Annotated in this window: 12 protein-coding genes, 1 other RNA gene and 1 pseudogene; 2 read left to right on the top strand and 12 right to left on the bottom strand. The window is 72.7% G+C overall.

The features are described from left to right. Positions 1-67: 67 nt before the first annotated feature. The 6 genes from V9U70_RS29485 to V9U70_RS29460 form a co-directional block, all read right to left on the bottom strand. Complete coding sequence (locus V9U70_RS29485; RefSeq protein WP_336680228.1) at positions 68-631, bottom strand: GNAT family N-acetyltransferase; 564 nt, start codon at positions 629-631, stop codon at positions 68-70. A 77-nt stretch (positions 632-708) separates the two neighbouring features. Then, positions 709-1,851: a uroporphyrinogen-III synthase gene (locus V9U70_RS29480; protein ID WP_336680227.1), complete on the bottom strand. Its 1,143-nt coding sequence runs from the start codon at positions 1,849-1,851 to the stop codon at positions 709-711. Between the two features lie 155 nt (positions 1,852-2,006). Further along, positions 2,007-3,338, bottom strand: a complete 1,332-nt coding sequence (locus V9U70_RS29475; RefSeq protein ID WP_336680411.1) for a nitrate/nitrite transporter — start codon at positions 3,336-3,338, stop codon at positions 2,007-2,009. 196 nt (positions 3,339-3,534) lie between these two features. After that, complete coding sequence (locus tag V9U70_RS29470) at positions 3,535-5,646, bottom strand: bifunctional polysaccharide deacetylase/glycosyltransferase family 2 protein (protein WP_336680410.1); 2,112 nt, start codon at positions 5,644-5,646, stop codon at positions 3,535-3,537. A 421-nt stretch (positions 5,647-6,067) separates the two neighbouring features. Then, a complete protein-coding gene (locus V9U70_RS29465) occupies positions 6,068-6,859 on the bottom strand; it encodes a hypothetical protein (protein WP_336680226.1) in 792 nt (263 codons plus the stop codon). A gap of 160 nt (positions 6,860-7,019) precedes the next feature. Further along, on the bottom strand, positions 7,020-7,991 hold the full coding sequence (locus V9U70_RS29460) for a LysR family transcriptional regulator (RefSeq protein WP_336680225.1): 972 nt from the start codon (positions 7,989-7,991) through the stop codon (positions 7,020-7,022). A gap of 102 nt (positions 7,992-8,093) precedes the next feature. Here V9U70_RS29460 and V9U70_RS29455 point away from each other — a divergent pair, with 102 nt between their 5' ends. Further along, positions 8,094-9,656, top strand: coding sequence for an MFS transporter (locus tag V9U70_RS29455; protein ID WP_336680224.1), 1,563 nt, complete (start codon positions 8,094-8,096; stop codon positions 9,654-9,656). Between the two features lie 27 nt (positions 9,657-9,683). Here the strand turns inward: V9U70_RS29455 and ssrA are convergent. The 5 genes from ssrA to ftsE all read right to left on the bottom strand — a co-directional run bounded on the left by ssrA (position 9,684) and on the right by ftsE (position 13,621). Then, positions 9,684-10,071, bottom strand: a transfer-messenger RNA (tmRNA) gene (gene ssrA / locus V9U70_RS29450). Between the two features lie 121 nt (positions 10,072-10,192). Next, positions 10,193-10,681: an SsrA-binding protein SmpB gene (gene smpB, locus V9U70_RS29445; RefSeq protein ID WP_336680223.1), complete on the bottom strand. Its 489-nt coding sequence runs from the start codon at positions 10,679-10,681 to the stop codon at positions 10,193-10,195. Between the two features lie 18 nt (positions 10,682-10,699). Beyond that, positions 10,700-11,887: a S41 family peptidase gene (locus V9U70_RS29440; RefSeq protein WP_336680222.1), complete on the bottom strand. Its 1,188-nt coding sequence runs from the start codon at positions 11,885-11,887 to the stop codon at positions 10,700-10,702. A gap of 68 nt (positions 11,888-11,955) precedes the next feature. Beyond that, a complete protein-coding gene (ftsX, locus tag V9U70_RS29435; RefSeq protein WP_336680221.1) occupies positions 11,956-12,876 on the bottom strand; it encodes a permease-like cell division protein FtsX in 921 nt (306 codons plus the stop codon). A gap of 55 nt (positions 12,877-12,931) precedes the next feature. Next, complete coding sequence (gene ftsE / locus V9U70_RS29430) at positions 12,932-13,621, bottom strand: cell division ATP-binding protein FtsE (protein WP_336680220.1); 690 nt, start codon at positions 13,619-13,621, stop codon at positions 12,932-12,934. 260 nt (positions 13,622-13,881) lie between these two features. On the opposite strand from ftsE, the gene V9U70_RS29425 reads away from it, so the two are divergent. Then, positions 13,882-14,082, top strand: coding sequence for a hypothetical protein (locus tag V9U70_RS29425; RefSeq protein WP_336680219.1), 201 nt, complete (start codon positions 13,882-13,884; stop codon positions 14,080-14,082). Positions 14,083-14,317: 235 nt separating this feature from the next. Here the strand turns inward: V9U70_RS29425 and V9U70_RS29420 are convergent. Continuing rightward, a pseudogene (locus V9U70_RS29420) lies at positions 14,318-14,668 on the bottom strand (LPXTG cell wall anchor domain-containing protein); the annotation flags it as partial.

Here is a 14,668-nt window from a genome sequence, read left to right as displayed (position 1 = left end):
GCACCTGTCGTCCGGCTCCGGTCGCGCGTCGCGCAAAGATCGCCCGCACGGCCCGCGGCGGCGGAGGTCAAGGCTGCGGCGGGTCGTCGTGCAGGAGCCGCTGGAACAGGTGGTGGTCGCGCCAGCGGCCGTTGATGTGCAGATAGCCCGGCGCGGTGCCGAACCGCCGGAACCCGCTCTTGGCGAGCACCCGCTGGGAGGCGCCGTTGTCCGTGACGGTCGCCGCCTCGACACGGTGCAGGCCCAGGCCCTCACGCGCCGCCTCGCAGACCGCGCCGACGGCGGCGGTGGCGAGGCCCCGCCCGGCGTGGTCCGCGTCGACCCAGTAGCCGAGGCGGGCGTTGCGGTAGGGGCCGTGCTCGATGCCGGAGAGCGTGAAGGCGGCGACCACCCGGTCGTCGGCGTCCGCGAGCACCCAGGGCATGGCCCGGCCCGCGTCCCGCTCGGCGAGCAGCGCGGTGAGCCGGGCGGCCTGCCCCTCGACGGTGTAGAAACTTCCGGGGCGCACGGGCTCCCAGCGGCTCATGTACCCGCGGTTACGGGTGAGGGCGGCCGCGAAGGAGGGCGCGTCGCCGATCGCGGCGGGCCGGAAGCGCACGCCCGGGCCGAGCGGGTGGCTGTGGTCGGTCATCCGGTCACGCTATCCGCGCCCGGCCCGGCGGCCCCACCCGTTTTCCCGGGGGCCGCTCCCGGCAGGGCCTGCGCCCCTCAGCTTCCGTACTTGGTGTCCGCCGCCGGGTCCAGCGCCAGCCGGTACCCGCGCTTGACGACGGTCTGGATCAGCCGGTGCGCGCCCAGCGCTGAGCGCAGCCGGGCCATCGCCGTCTCCACCGCGTGCTCGTCCGTGCCGCTGCCGGGCAGCGCCCGCAGCAGGTCGGCGCGGGCCACCACCCACCCGGGGCGGCGGGCCAGGGCGCGCAGCAGGGCCATGCCCGCGGGCGGCACCGCGCGCACCTCGTCGTCGACGATGACGGCGTGGCCGCGGATCTCGACACGGTGGCCGGCGACGGGCAGGACCCGGGCGGTGCCGGGGAGCCGGGAGCACAGGAGCTGGACGAGCGGGCCGAGCCGGAAGCGTTCCGGCTGGGCGGTCGGGATGCCCCGGGCCTGGAGCGGGAGGGCGGTGGCCGGTCCGACGCAGGCGACCAGGACGTCGTCGCGCAGCGCGCCGACGACCTCGGGGAGCAGCCCGCGGGTCTCGGCGCGGCCCAGGAACGAGGCGGCGGCCGGGGCGCTGGTGAAGGTGATCGCGTCCAGGCCGCGGGCGGCGGCGGTGTCGAGGAGCCGGTCGAGCGGGGCGATGTCCAGGGGGGGCATCCAGCGGTAGACCGGCACGACCACGACGTCGGCGCCCGCCGCCTTCAGGGACTCGACGAAGCCGGGGAGCGGCTCGCCGTGCAGCTGGAGGGCGACACGGCGGCCCTCGACGCCCTCGGCGAGGAGGTGGTCGAGGACCTCGGCCATCGACTCGGACTCGGGCGACCAGGCCTCGGTCAGTCCGGCGGCCCGGATGGCGCCCTTGACCTTGGGGCCCCGGGCGAGGAGCTCGACGCCGCGCAGCCGGTCCAGGAGGGCGTCGCCGATGCCCCAGCCGTCGGCGGCCTCGATCCAGCCGCGGAAGCCGATCGCGGTGGTGGCGACCGCGACGTCGGGGGCGTGGTCGATCAACTCCTGCGTGGAGCGCAGAAGTTCGCTGTCGTCGGCGAGTTGCACGATGCGCAGGGCGGGGGCGTGCAGGACAGCGGCCCCGCGACGTTCCAGGAGGGCGCCGAGCTCCTCGGCGCGCCGGGCGGCGGTCACCCCGACCGTGAAGCCCGCCAGGGGCCCGTGCGTTGCGTCGTCGTCCTGCATGGCGTGTTCCCCGACTCCTGATGTTCCGCTGGTGGGCGTTGGCGCGAAGGACGAGCCTGTCAATCCCGCGTGACAGGCTCGGTCCCCCCGCATTTCCCCCCCGTTACGTCACTCGTACACCGTTCGTGTCCAAACTGCCGTCCCCCGCCCCGCCGCTACACGTCCGCGTAGCCGAAGCGGGCCCGGGAGGCGACGGGTTCGGTGCGGCGAAGGTATACCGCCCAGGTGAGGGCCGAACACACCCCGTAGAAGGCGAGGAAGGACCAGAAGGCGGCCGTCCCGGTGCCGGAGTCCTGGAAGGACTGGCGGAAGGCCAGGTTGATCGCGAGCCCGCCGAGGGCGCCGACGGCCCCGATGAGGCCCATGGCCGCGCCGGAGAGCCGTCGTCCGTGGGCGGCGGCCGACTCCTCGTCGAGCCCCTGGGCGATCGCCTTCGCGTGGAAGATGCCGGGGATCATCTTGTACGTCGACCCGTTGCCGAGCCCCGTCAGGACGAACAGAGCGATGAAGCCGACGAGGAACACGGGCAGCGAGGCGGTCTGCGAGGCCCGGATGACGACCCCGGTGGCGGCGGCCATCGCGACGAAGGCGGCCAGGGTGATCCGCGCGCCGCCGTACCGGTCGGCCAGCCGGCCGCCCACGGGCCGGATCACGGAGCCCAGCAGCGGGCCGATGAAGGTCAGCGAGGCGGCCTGGAGCGGGGTGCGGCCGAACTGGGTCTGGAGCACCAGGCCGAAGGCGAAGCTGTAGCCGATGAACGAGCCGAAGGTGCCGATGTAGAGGACCGACATGATCCAGGTGTGCGGATCGCGGGCCGCGTCCACCGCGGCTCCGGCGTCGTTCCGCACGGGCCGGAGGTTGTCCATGTACAGGGCGGCGCACACGGCGGCCAGGATGATCAGCGGTATGTACACGCCGAGCACGACCCGGGGGTGCGAGGCGCCCAGGGTGCCGATGACGAGGAGGCCGGCCAGCTGGACCACCGGCACCCCGATGTTGCCGCCGCCCGCGTTGATGCCGAGCGCCCAGCCCTTCTCACGCAGGGGGAAGAAGGCGTTGATGTTCGTCATCGAGGAGGCGAAGTTGCCGCCGCCGATTCCCGTGAGCGCGGCGACCGCCACGAACGTGGAGTACGAGGTGCCGGGCTCCATCACGAGATACGCGGCGATGGTGGGGACCAGCAGGCCGACCGCGCTGACGACCGTCCAGTTGCGGCCGCCGAACCGGGCGACGGCGAAGGTGTACGGCACCCGCACCAGGGCGCCGACCAGGGTGGCGGTCGAGATGAGGAAGAACTTGCCGGCCGGGTCGATCCCGTACTCCGGCCCCATGAACAGGACCATCACCGACCACAGGGTCCAGATGGAGAACCCGATGTGCTCGGAGAGCACGGAGAACCAGAGATTACGCCGGGCGACGCGCTCCCCCCGCTCCCGCCAGAAGGTCTCGTCCTCCGGTTCCCAGCTCTCAATCCAACGGCCGGCCATCATGCTCCTCCACAGGTGCTCGGGGTGTGTTCCCCGACGGTAGAGGGTCCGCGTTTCGGCATGGCACCGCAAGGTGACCGGTGGGCAACCGTGCTCTCACGGGACGGGGCCGGGCCCGGTGAGGTGGGGTTCGGCCGCGCTGGACGCCGCACCGCGCGGGGGCGGCGCGGTGCGGGCGGGCAACCGCCCGCGGCGCTCATCGGGCGGCGGGCCGCTGCGGGTGCTGGGCGGCCGTGCCGCCCGGGGCCTCCACGGAACCGGTGCGGCGCAGCTTCTGCCAGCGCAGCCGGCCGCCGGTGAGCGCGGTGATCCACGACTGGAGCAGCACCACGTACATCAACTGGCGGTACAGGATCTGCTGGAGCGGCAGCGAGACCAGGTGCGTCATGCGTTCCTTGTCCAGCCGGAAGGCGTACGCGGCGCAGACCGCCTGGACCAGCAGCACGCCGAACCACGCCGCGACGGTCCTGCCGGTCGGGCCGAAGACCAGCCCGTACAGCAGGAACACGTCGATCAGGGGCGCGAGCAGCGGGGCGAGGACCATGAAAAGGGAGACGAACGGCAGTCCGACCCGCCCGAACCGGCCCGAGGGCCCGCGTTCGATCACCGCGCGGCGGTGCTTCCAGATGGCCTGCATCGTGCCGTACGACCACCGGTAGCGCTGCGACCACAGCTGCTGCACGGACTCCGGCGCCTCGGTCCAGGCGCGGGCGTTCTCCGCGTACACCACGCGCCAGCCGTCGCGGTGCAGGGCCATGGTGACGTCGGTGTCCTCCGCGAGGGTGTCCTCGCTCATCCCGCCGACCCGCTCCAGGGCCTCGCGGCGGAACGCCCCGACCGCGCCGGGGATGGTGGGCATGCAGCCGAGCAGGTCGTACATCCGGCGGTCCAGGTTGAAGCCCATCACGTACTCGATGTGCTGCCAGGAGCCGATCAGGGAGGCGCGGTTGCCGACCTTGGCGTTGCCGGCGACGGCCCCCACCCGGGGGTCGGCGAAGGGCTGGACCAGCTCGCGGACGGTGGACGGCTCGAAGACGGTGTCGCCGTCCATCATCACGACGATGTCGTGGCGGGCGTGCCGGATGCCGTTGTTGAGGGCGGCGGGCTTGCCCGCGTTGCGCTGGCGCACGACCCGTACGCCGCGCAGCCGCATCGCCTCGACGAGGTCGGCGGTGCCGTCGGTGGAACCGTCGTCGATGACGATGATCTCGATCGGGTGGTCGCCGGCGGCCAGGGAGCGCACGGTCGCCTCGATGCACGCGCTCTCGTTGTAGGCGGGGACCAGGACGGAGACCGGGCGGGTGAGCGGTTCGCCCCAGCGGAAGTTCCTGGCGCGGACCCGGCGGGCGTGCAGGAACGAGAGCAGCAGCATCAGCCCGAACCGGGCGAGGACCAGGACGCCGATGACGGCGAGGCCGACGACCAGGACGCCGGTGACCCGCTCTGACACGGCGACGGCGGAGACGAACGCCTTGCCCTGCCACAGCGCGGCGCCCGTGACCGGGGTGTGCGCGCTGGGGGCGCCCAGCGCGGTGGTGAGGCGGGTGAAGGTGTAGCCGTCCTGCTGGAGCCGGGGCAGCAGGACGTCCAGGGCGGCCACGGTCTGGGAGCGGTCGCCGCCGGAGTCGTGCATCAGGACGATGGCGCCCTTGCCGTCCTGGGGCGTGGCCCGCTCGACGATGGCGCGGACGCCGGGTCGCTTCCAGTCCTGGCTGTCGGTGTCGTTGACGACGGTGAGGTAGCCGCGGCTGCCGATGTACTCGGTGACCGGCCAGGTGGTGTTGTCCATGGCGTTCGAGAAGGAGGAGTAGGGCGGCCGGAAGATCGAGGTGCGGATGCCGGCCGCGCCCGCCAGGGCCAGCTGGTTCTGCGACAGCTCCCGGTCGACGCGCCCGGTGGACTGGTGGGAGAGGTCGGGGTGGCTGAAGGTGTGCAGGCCGATCTCGTGGCCCTCCGCGACCATCCGCTCGACCAGCTCCGGATACCGGGCGGCCATGTTCCCGGTGACGAAGAAGACCCCGTGGGCGCCGTGCTCCTTCAGCTTGTCGAGCACCTTGGGCGTCCACACCGGGTCCGGCCCGTCGTCGAAGGTCAGGACGATCCGGCCGTCGGGTATGCGCAGCGTCGTGGGGTCGCCGGAGCGGGCGTCGATGACGGGCCCCCCGGACAGGACTTGCTCGGGCACCTCCGTGGCCCGGTCGGCGGCGCTGATCCGGTGGTCGGCGAGGATCTCGTTGTGCACGTAGCCGCGGAGCATCAGCATCGCGAGCAGGGCGACGAGCAGGGCCGACGGCAGGAGGTAGCGCATGGGGAGCCGCAGGCGGCTTCTGCCGCGAGCGGTCCGCCGGGGCGCGGAGCGCTTCGACCGGTCACGCCTGCCCTGCGGGACGGGGGAGGTCATTCAGGGCCTTTCCTGGGGGTGGGGGCCGGGCGGGAGCCGGCAGGTGCGGTCGCACGGTGGAGGAGGGGGCGGGCCTCGACGGCCCGTGTCCGGGGCGGCTGAGCGGGGACGTGCCGGCCCGGCGGCCGGGGCCGTGGCCGCAGGACGGGCGGGGCGCAGGACGGTGGGTGTCTCGTGTCCGGGCGTCGGCCGCCGGGACTCGGAGCCGGGTCGGCCGAAGCGTCGCGGGACCCGGGCGGCCCGCGCCGGGGCGGGCGGGGATGGGACGGGGGTCCGGGGCGGCCTCCGGTCGTGCCGGAGTCCGGGCGCGGGAGCGTCCGGGCGCTGCCTAGGGGGTGCGCTCCTCCCGCGCCGGTGGGTCGGGGGTCTTCGCGGGAGCGCTCGTCGGGCCGGACGGCTCCGGTTCCGGGGGCGGCGGGGCGTCGTCCGGTGGCCGTGCGGTCGACGCGGAGGGGGCCGGGTCGTCGGGCTCGCCGTCCCGGTCGGCCTCGCTGCCCCCGCCGTCCTCGCTCTCCCCGGCGCCGGCCGACGGGACGGCGGTCACGGAGGGGCGAGGCGGTGCGGGCACGACGGCGGAGGTGGCCGTCGGGGAGGCGCGGCGGGGGGCCGCAGGCTGCGGGGCGACGGCCGGGACGGTGGGGCCGGGAGTGGGCTCGGCGGACGGCGTGACGTCGGCGCCGGGAGCGGGGACCGCTTCCGGCTCCTCCGCCCTCGTCTTCTCCTCGTGCCCGGAGACGGGCAGCCAGGGGGCGCTGGAGTTGCCGCCGAGGACGGCGAGGACCAGGGTCACGGCGTAGGCGGCACAGGCCGTGGCGAGAACCCAGCCGACGCGCCGGAGGGTCTTGCTGCGACGGCCGCTCGCGTCGACGAAGACCGGGCCGTCGGAGCCGTCCGGCGGGACGGGCCCGCCGGGCAGGTCCGCGAACCGCCCGCTCAGCCCGCCGAGCTGAAGCGTCGAGTCGTCGAGCCCGCGCGCGGGTCCGGTCGTCCCGTACGCGGTCCCGGTCCTCGCCCGCAGGCGCCCGGCCGCCTCATGCGCGGGCCCGGTTCGCTCCTGCGTCGCAGGCCCGGTCCGCCCCCGCGCGGGCCCGGTTCTCTCGCCCTCACACCAGTCGTCCACAGCTGAAGCCCATCCCCCACTCGAAGAAACAGGCGCACAGAATTGACCGGTTTCTCACTGTTGGACTGGTCCCCACTCGTCCACACATCCTGGAGTTCCTGCACCCGGACGATGAATGTAACGCACGGCATTGACGCCCGAGAGCCCTGAGCGGAATTGATCAGGAACGGTTGCGCATCAGTGACCGGTCGCCCTGCGGAAGCCATGATCCGCGCGGCTGCTCCAGCCACCCTTCCTCGGCTGCCAACTGGTCTGTGGCCCTCCGCAACGCGTCCACTCCGGGGTGCCGCAGGCCCCGGCGCCAGACCAGGGCCACCGGCGAAAGCGGAACGGGTCCGACGAGCGGGCGCAGCACCGTCCCCGGCAGCGGTGGGAAGCCGAGGACCGCCAGCACGGGGTGCCCTGCCTTCGCGGTCACCCGCTGGAATTCGGCCACGCCCACCGCGAGCGGGATGGGCGGGGCCAGCTCGATGCCCCGGTCCGCGAACAGCCGCGCGGCGAGGTCCGTCCACTCCAGGGTCCGTTCGTTGCCGGCTCCCGCGTAGACGGTCTGTCCGGCCAGCTCGGACAGCGCGATCTCCTCCCGCGCGGCGAGAGGGTGCGCGGCCGGCAGCATCAGGGCCATCGGCTCGTACCGCACGGGCTGCACGGACAGCTCCGCGCGCACGGAGGGGGCCAGTCCCGCGGCCCGGCCGAACGAGGCGTCGAGCCGTCCGGCCAGGATCTCGGCGGCGGCCCAGGTCAGTCCGGACTCGAACCGGGCCATCAGCTCGCACTCCGGGACCAGCTCGCGAGCCCGCGCCAGCACCCGGGCCCCGGTCGACCCGTCGCTGTTCAGGTCGACGAGCAGCGGCCGGGCGGCGGCTTCGCCGAAGGCGTCGGTCAGCTCGGCGTGCGCGTCGAGGACCCGGCGGGCGTAGGGCAGGAGGCGCTCGCCGTCCGGGGTGAGGGCGACCCGGCGGGTGGTGCGGACGAACAGCTCGGCGCCGAGTTCGCGCTCCAGCCGCCGGACGTCCCGGCTCAGCGCCTGCTGGGCGACGAAGAGACGGGCGGCGGCACGGGTGAAGTGCAGCTCCTGCGCGACGGCGAGGAAGGCGCGCAGGAGCCGGGGGTCGGTGTCGGAGGCGGGCACGCCCGCGAATCTACAACGCGGGACACCGCTCACAACACAGCCGCGTGAATCGGCCCGGAGAGGTGTTGGACCCGGGCGGCGGGGTGCGGTGAGCCTGGTTCCATGCCCCTGCCCGCGGCCCGCTCCCCGCGGCCCTCCGCCCGGCCCGATCCGCCCCCGGCCACGCGCACCGTCCCGCCCCGCCGGCCGGTCCGGGCCGCCCTCCCCGCCGCCTGTGCCGCCACCCCCCTGTTCGCCGTCTCCGGCGGGCAGCTGGTCGCGGCCCCGCGCTCGGCGCCGGGCGCCGTACGCGCACGACGGCCGGCAGGCCCCTACCTCCGGTTGCTGGCGGCGCCCGGCGTGCGCGCCTTCTTCGCGGGCAGCCTGATCGCCCGGCTTCCGATGGGGATGTTCAGCGTCAGCGCGGTCATCATGATCGCTGGGTCCCGCGGGTCGTACGCCCTGGCCGGGGCCGTCACAGCGACCGGGCTCGCCGCGACGGCCTTCGTCGCGCCCTTCACCGCACGGCTCGTGGACCGCTACGGGCAGGCGCGAGTCGCCGTGCCCGCCACCGCCATCGCCGTACTCGGGTCCCTGGCGCTGGTGCTCTGCGTGCGCCACGACGCCCCGGCCTGGACGCTCTTCGCCGCGTACGCCGCCACCGCCACGACCCCCAACACCGGCGGAATGTCCCGGGCCCGTTGGGCGCGTCTGCACCGGGGCGACCCCGCGGCCCTGCACACCGCCAACTCCTTCGAGCAGGCCGCCGACGAGCTCTGCTTCATGCTCGGCCCGGTCCTCGCCGCGACGCTCTGCGGGGCACTGTTCCCGGAGGCGGGCACCCTGGCGGGCGCCGTGCTGCTGATGAGCGGCGTGCTCCTCTTCGCCGCCCAGCGGGCCACCGAACCGCCCGCCACGCCCCGTACGCGGAATGCTCTCTCGCCTCTGCGCACCCCGGGGACGCCCGCGCTGCTCGCCGTCTTCCTCGCCACGGGGGCGGTGTTCGGGGCGCTGGAGGTCGTCTCCATCGCCCATGCCGGGGGCGCGATCCTGGCGCTCCAGGCGGCGGGGTCGTGTGCGGCGGGCCTCGTCTACGGATCGCTGCGGCCCGCCCGCGACGTCCGTCTCCGGCTGCTGCTCTGCCTGACCGCCATGACGGCGCTGATGTCCCTGCCGCTGCTGGCCGTCGCCCAAGCCGCCTCCCTGCCCCTCCTGGCGCTCTGTCTGCTGCTGGCGGGCGCGGCGACGGCCCCGACCATGGTCACGGGCATGACGCTGATCCAACGGGCGACACCCGCCGGCCAGTTGAACGAGGGAATGACGCTGGCGGTGACCGCTCTGCTGGGCGGGGTCGCGGCCGGCGCGGCGACCGGCGGCTGGCTGGTCGAGCATGCCGGAACGGTGCCCGGCTACGCGGCCCCCCTGTGCGCGGCGGGCCTGGCCCTGGCCATCGCGGGCGCGTCCGGTGGGCGGGCCGGGCGCGGAACCGCCAGGCGGGTCGGGCGCGCGGTGACGGGGCGGCTCCCGCAATCACCACCTGTCAGCGGCCTGCCACGGCTGGGCAGCACGGTCCCGGACGAGTGCGGCCGCGAAAGCCGGGCCGCTCTCGCCGACCCCGTACGGAAGTCCCGACCGGGCGGCCGGGTCCGGTCGCGGCCATGGGAAAAGCCTCCGCCCCGCGAGTGAACACGCGGGGCGGAGGCTTACATGGGGTGGTGGAGATGGCGGGAATCGAACCCGCGTCCAACGGTGCGGAACCAGGGCTTCTCCGAGTGCAGTTCGCTGCGCTTTTCTCGGCCCCGGAGGTCACGCGAACAAGCCTCCGACAGGCCCAGCCACTGTTTGATTTCCTTCTCGGCCCCGTGGCCGGGCCGAGAAGTTTAGATCCCTAGTTGATGCCAGGATCCGGGTCGGGATCAAACCCGGGCTGACACTCCGCAGAGTCTTCGCTTAGCTGCTAATTAGGCAGCGAGGGCGAAGGCGGAGGAATCGCGCTTGGAATTGGCGATTATTGTTTGCGACATATGGTTTACGAGATCATTGCCGCTTCCTCGACTCGCTTCCCCTGCTTCGACATCCGCTGTCGAAACCGATCATCCCCATGTTGATTTTTCAAATCGCGCACCTTCGCCGAGGTGCAGGACCCATCGTACGTGAACAACGCCGGACGATGCCAGCCTATTCCGGCCGGGGCCGCCGGCCCCGCCGGAGCGGGGCCCCGATCAGGCGTTCCGCTGCCGACGGCGGGCCGCCGCGATGGCGCGGTTCGTCTCCCTCGTGTCCTGCTTCTCGCGGAGCGTCTGGCGCTTGTCGTACTCCTTCTTGCCCTTCGCGAGCGCGATCTCGACCTTGACCCGGCCGTCCTTGAAGTACAGCGCGAGCGGCACGATGGTGTGGCCCGTCTCCTGCGACTTCGACGCCAGCTTGTCGATCTCGGCCCGGTGCAGCAGCAGCTTGCGCTTCCGCTTGGCCGCGTGGTTGGTCCAGGTGCCCTGGACGTACTCGGGGACGTGGATGTTGTGCAGCCACGCCTCGTGGTCGTCGATCTGCACGAAGCCGTCGACCAGCGAGGCCCGCCCCATGCGCAGGGACTTGACCTCCGTGCCCATGAGGACGAGACCGCACTCGTAGGTGTCGAGGATCGTGTAGTCGTGCCGCGCCTTCTTGTTCTGCGCGACCATCTTGCGCCCGGTGTCTTTTTCCTTCGCCATAGTGCGGTCATTTTCGCACTACGACCCGCCCCCGAGGCCACTCAATACCGTCTCGGCCCGCTGCTGGGCCCTCTCGTGCACCACGAGGTCGGGTGTGATGCCCTGGCCGTCGACGTTGCGGCCGCCCGGCGTGCGGTAGTGGCCGACGGTCAGTTCGGCCACCGAACCGCCCGGGAGCCTGCTCGGCATCTGCACGGAGCCCTTGCCGAAGGTCGGCGAACCGACGGTGACCGCGCGGCCCCGGTCCTGGAGCGCACCGGTCAGCAGCTCGGCGGCGCTCATCGTGCCCCCGTCCACCAGGACCACGACAGGCCGGTCCGTGTCCCCGCCCGGGTCCGCGTACAGGGCGCGCTGCTCCCCGCGCACGTCGTAGGTGGCCACCAGCCCGCCGTCCAGGAAGGCGGAGGCCGCGACGACGGCCTCGGCGACCAGACCCCCGGAATTGGCGCGCAGGTCGAGCAGTATCCCCGCGTCGCCGGGTGCGGTCCTGACCGCCTCCCGGACCTCGGCCCCCGCACCCTTGGTGAAGCCGGCGACCTTGATCAGAACCGCTGCGGAGGGCGCGGAACCCAGCCGCTTCACCGTGACCGTCTCCGTGGTCAGCCGAGCCCGCACCAGGGTCTCCGTCCAGCTCCGGTCGCCGCGCTGGAGCCCGACCTCCACCCGGCTGCCCTCGGCCGCTCCGGTACCGTCACCGCGCAGTAACGCGACGACCTCCGCGACCGGGCGCCGGTCGACGCGGCGGCCGTCCAGGGTGCGCAGCAGGTCCCCGGCGCGGATGCCGGCCCGGTCAGCGGGCCCGCCCGGCTGGACCCGGGACACACTGACGTCGCCGTCGTCCGTGCGCCGGGCGGAGAGCCCGACGCCGGTGTACGAGCCGTCCAGCGCCTGCTCGAACTCCTCGAACTCCCGCTCGTCGTAGACCGCGCCCCAGCGGTCGCCGCTGCGGCTGACGACCTCTCCGGCGGCGTCCTTCACGGACTTCCCGTCGGCCGCCGCCGCCGCGGCGGCGTCCTCGATCTCCTCGCGGTCGACCGGGGCCACGGCGGAGGAGACGGCACGGGCCTGTACATCGGGACGGGGCGGGGGCGTCCGCGGCAGCGAGCCGGTCACCGCCCCGGTGGCCAGAGCACACCCGAAGGCCAATGTCAGGAACGCCCCGCGGCGGAGGTCGCGGGGCCGGAAGCGGTGCGCAGAGCCCGACATGGCGACGAGTCTAGGACAGGCCCTCTGGGGCGCGCGGGCACTCGTGCGCACGCCCCAGGGGGCACATGTCACACCTTCAGGTACTTGCGCAACGCGAAGAGAGCGGCGACGGCGGGCATCAGCAGACCGATCGCGAGCACCAGCGGAAGCTTGGTGAGCACCGCGTCCCAGCCGATGAAGTCGATGAGGTTCAGCTTCTCCTGGAGCGCGAGACCGCCGTCGATGAGGAAGTACCGGCCGCCGAGCAGCATCGCGCACGCCAGTACGCCGCCGATCAGACCGGCGACGGCCGCCTCCATGATGAAGGGGGCCTGGATGTAGAAGCCGGAGGCCCCCACGAGGCGCATGATGCCCGTCTCGCGTCTCCGGCTGAACGCCGAGACGCGCACGGTGTTGACGATCAGGATCAGCGCGATGACCAGCATCAGGATCATCACGTAGATCGCGACGACGTTCATGCCGTTCATCAGCTCGAAGAGGTTGTCCAGGATGGACCGCTGGTCCTGGACGGACTGCACGCCGTCACGTCCCGCGAAGGCCGTCGCGACGACCTTGTACTTCTCGGGGTCCTTCAGCTTGACCCGGAACGACTCCTGCATCTGGTCGGGCGTGATGTTGCCCGCCATCGGGGAGTCGCCGAACTGCTCCTGGTAGTGCTTGTACGCCTCGTCGACCGTCTCGAAGTGGACCGGCTTCTCGACGGCCTCCATCTTCTCCAGGTCGGCCTTGATCTGCTTCTTCTGCTCCGTGGTGACAGCGCCCTTGGCACACTTGGGCATGTCCTTGGCGTCGTTCTTGTTGCAGAGGAAGATCGAGACGTTGACCTTGTCGTACCAGTAGTCCTTCATCGTGCTGACCTGCTCGCGCATCAGCAGCGCGCCGCCGAACAGGGCGAGCGAGAGGGCGACGGAGACCACGACGGCGAAGGTCATCGTGAGGTTGCGACGGAGACCGACGCCGATCTCCGACAGGACGAACTGGGCGCGCATGGCGTCCTTTCAAGTACTCGATGCTCGAAATGCGCGAGGGGCCGCGGCCCCTCGGTCAGTGCTGGTAGCCGTAGACGCCGCGCGCCTGGTCACGGACGAGACGGCCCTGTTCGAGCTCGATGACGCGCTTGCGCATCTGGTCGACGATGTTCTGGTCGTGGGTCGCCATGATCACGGTGGTGCCCGTCCGGTTGATCCGGTCCAGCAGCTTCATGATGCCGACAGAGGTCTGCGGGTCGAGGTTGCCGGTCGGCTCGTCCGCGATCAGCAGCATGGGGCGGTTGACGAAGGCGCGGGCGATGGCCACGCGCTGCTGTTCACCGCCGGAGAGCTCGCCGGGCATCCGCTCCTCCTTGCCGCCGAGGCCGACGAGGTCGAGGACCTGGGGCACGGCCTTGCGGATCTCACCGCGGGGCTTGCCGATGACCTCCTGCGCGAAGGCCACGTTCTGCGCGACCGTCTTGTTGGGCAGCAGGCGGAAGTCCTGGAAGACGGTGCCCAGCTGGCGGCGCATCTGCGGCACCTTCCAGTTGGAGAGCCGCGCGAGGTCCTTGCCGAGCACATGGACCGCGCCCGTGCTGGCGCGCTCCTCGCGCAGGATCAGCCGCATGAAGGTCGACTTGCCGGAGCCGGAGGAGCCCACCAGGAAGACGAACTCACCCTTCTCGATGTCCAGTGAGACATCGCGCAGAGCCGGTCGGTTCTGCTTCGGGTAGGTCTTGGAGACGTTGTCGAATCGGATCACGGATGCACCACGGTCGTCCGGGAGTAGGTGAGCGTGACCATACGCGAACCGGGCTCACGCGCGCAGGCGGCGTCCCCCCATGGGCGTTTTATGGCGGGTCTGTCCCCGCAGCGGGACAGCCCCCCGCGGGCGGTGCCCTGCGGGCCGCGCCGAACGCGACGCGAGCTGGCACAGTGGTGAGGGGAACAGTCGTGTTCCCCGGAGCGTTGTGCGGAGAGAATGGGAACAAGCGGCTCCGCCGCGCGGGAGGAGGAATGCGCATGACCTATGACCGACTGGTGTGCGCGAACTGCGCGGCGCCCGTGAGCGAGGGCCGTTGCCGTGTCTGCCGTGCCGTGCGACAGCAGATGCTGGAGGAGCAGGGTCAGGGCCCGTTCGCCGGGATGAGTCCCCTCACGCTGATCGTCCTGATGGTGGTCCTGTTGACGGCGCTCGCGCTGCTGGCGCACCAGGCGGCCTGACCCGGCGCCCCAGCCCTTGGCGCGGCCCCTGACGGCCGTCCCTCGCCGTGGGGATACGCCCCGGTGTCGGCGTACCGTACGGCTTTGCACACCGCGCGTACAGGCAGGCCGGTGGGCCGCAGCGCACAGCAAGGGGCTCGGGAGGCGGTCAATGCCCTCCCGAGCCCCTTGTGTGCGCTGCGGCCCTCACGGCCCCTGGTGCTCCCGCTGAGGGCCGTCGCGGGCCCGTAGGGGACTAGGCGACCGTACGGCCGCCGCCCACCAGACGCGGCAGGATGCGGAAGCCGATGCCGCCGGCGATCATCGTGGCGGCGCCCACGACCAGGAAGGTCGTCTCGGCCGCGCCCGTCTCGGCGAGTTCTTCCTTGCCCTTGCTCTGCTCGACCGGCTTGTTGCCGACGCTGTCGGTGTCCGTGTTGTCGACGCACTCGGCGCCGTCGAGGTCGACAGTGCAGGTACCGACGTCGTTGCCACCGGTCGCGGAGCCGGTGGTGCCGGTGGTACCGGTCGTGCCCGTGGTGCCCGTCGTTCCGGTCGTGCCCGTGGTGCCCGTCGTTCCGGTCGTGCCCGTGGTGCCCGTCGTTCC

This window comes from Streptomyces pratensis (genome assembly GCF_037137275.1).
Classification (GTDB): domain Bacteria; phylum Actinomycetota; class Actinomycetes; order Streptomycetales; family Streptomycetaceae; genus Streptomyces; species Streptomyces pratensis_B.
This window is presented reverse-complemented; position numbering and strand designations above follow the sequence as displayed.

Coding starts and splice junctions, on each gene's coding strand:
- V9U70_RS29485 (WP_336680228.1), bottom strand. CDS start 631: ATGACCGACCACAGCCACCCGCTCGGCCCGGGCGTGCGCTTCCGGCCC.
- V9U70_RS29455 (WP_336680224.1), top strand. CDS start 8,094: ATGCCCCTGCCCGCGGCCCGCTCCCCGCGGCCCTCCGCCCGGCCCGAT.
- V9U70_RS29470 (WP_336680410.1), bottom strand. CDS start 5,646: ATGCGCTACCTCCTGCCGTCGGCCCTGCTCGTCGCCCTGCTCGCGATG.
- V9U70_RS29480 (WP_336680227.1), bottom strand. CDS start 1,851: ATGCAGGACGACGACGCAACGCACGGGCCCCTGGCGGGCTTCACGGTC.
- smpB (WP_336680223.1), bottom strand. CDS start 10,681: ATGGCGAAGGAAAAAGACACCGGGCGCAAGATGGTCGCGCAGAACAAG.
- V9U70_RS29475 (WP_336680411.1), bottom strand. CDS start 3,338: ATGGCCGGCCGTTGGATTGAGAGCTGGGAACCGGAGGACGAGACCTTC.
- ftsX (WP_336680221.1), bottom strand. CDS start 12,876: ATGCGCGCCCAGTTCGTCCTGTCGGAGATCGGCGTCGGTCTCCGTCGC.
- V9U70_RS29440 (WP_336680222.1), bottom strand. CDS start 11,887: ATGTCGGGCTCTGCGCACCGCTTCCGGCCCCGCGACCTCCGCCGCGGG.
- V9U70_RS29425 (WP_336680219.1), top strand. CDS start 13,882: ATGACCTATGACCGACTGGTGTGCGCGAACTGCGCGGCGCCCGTGAGC.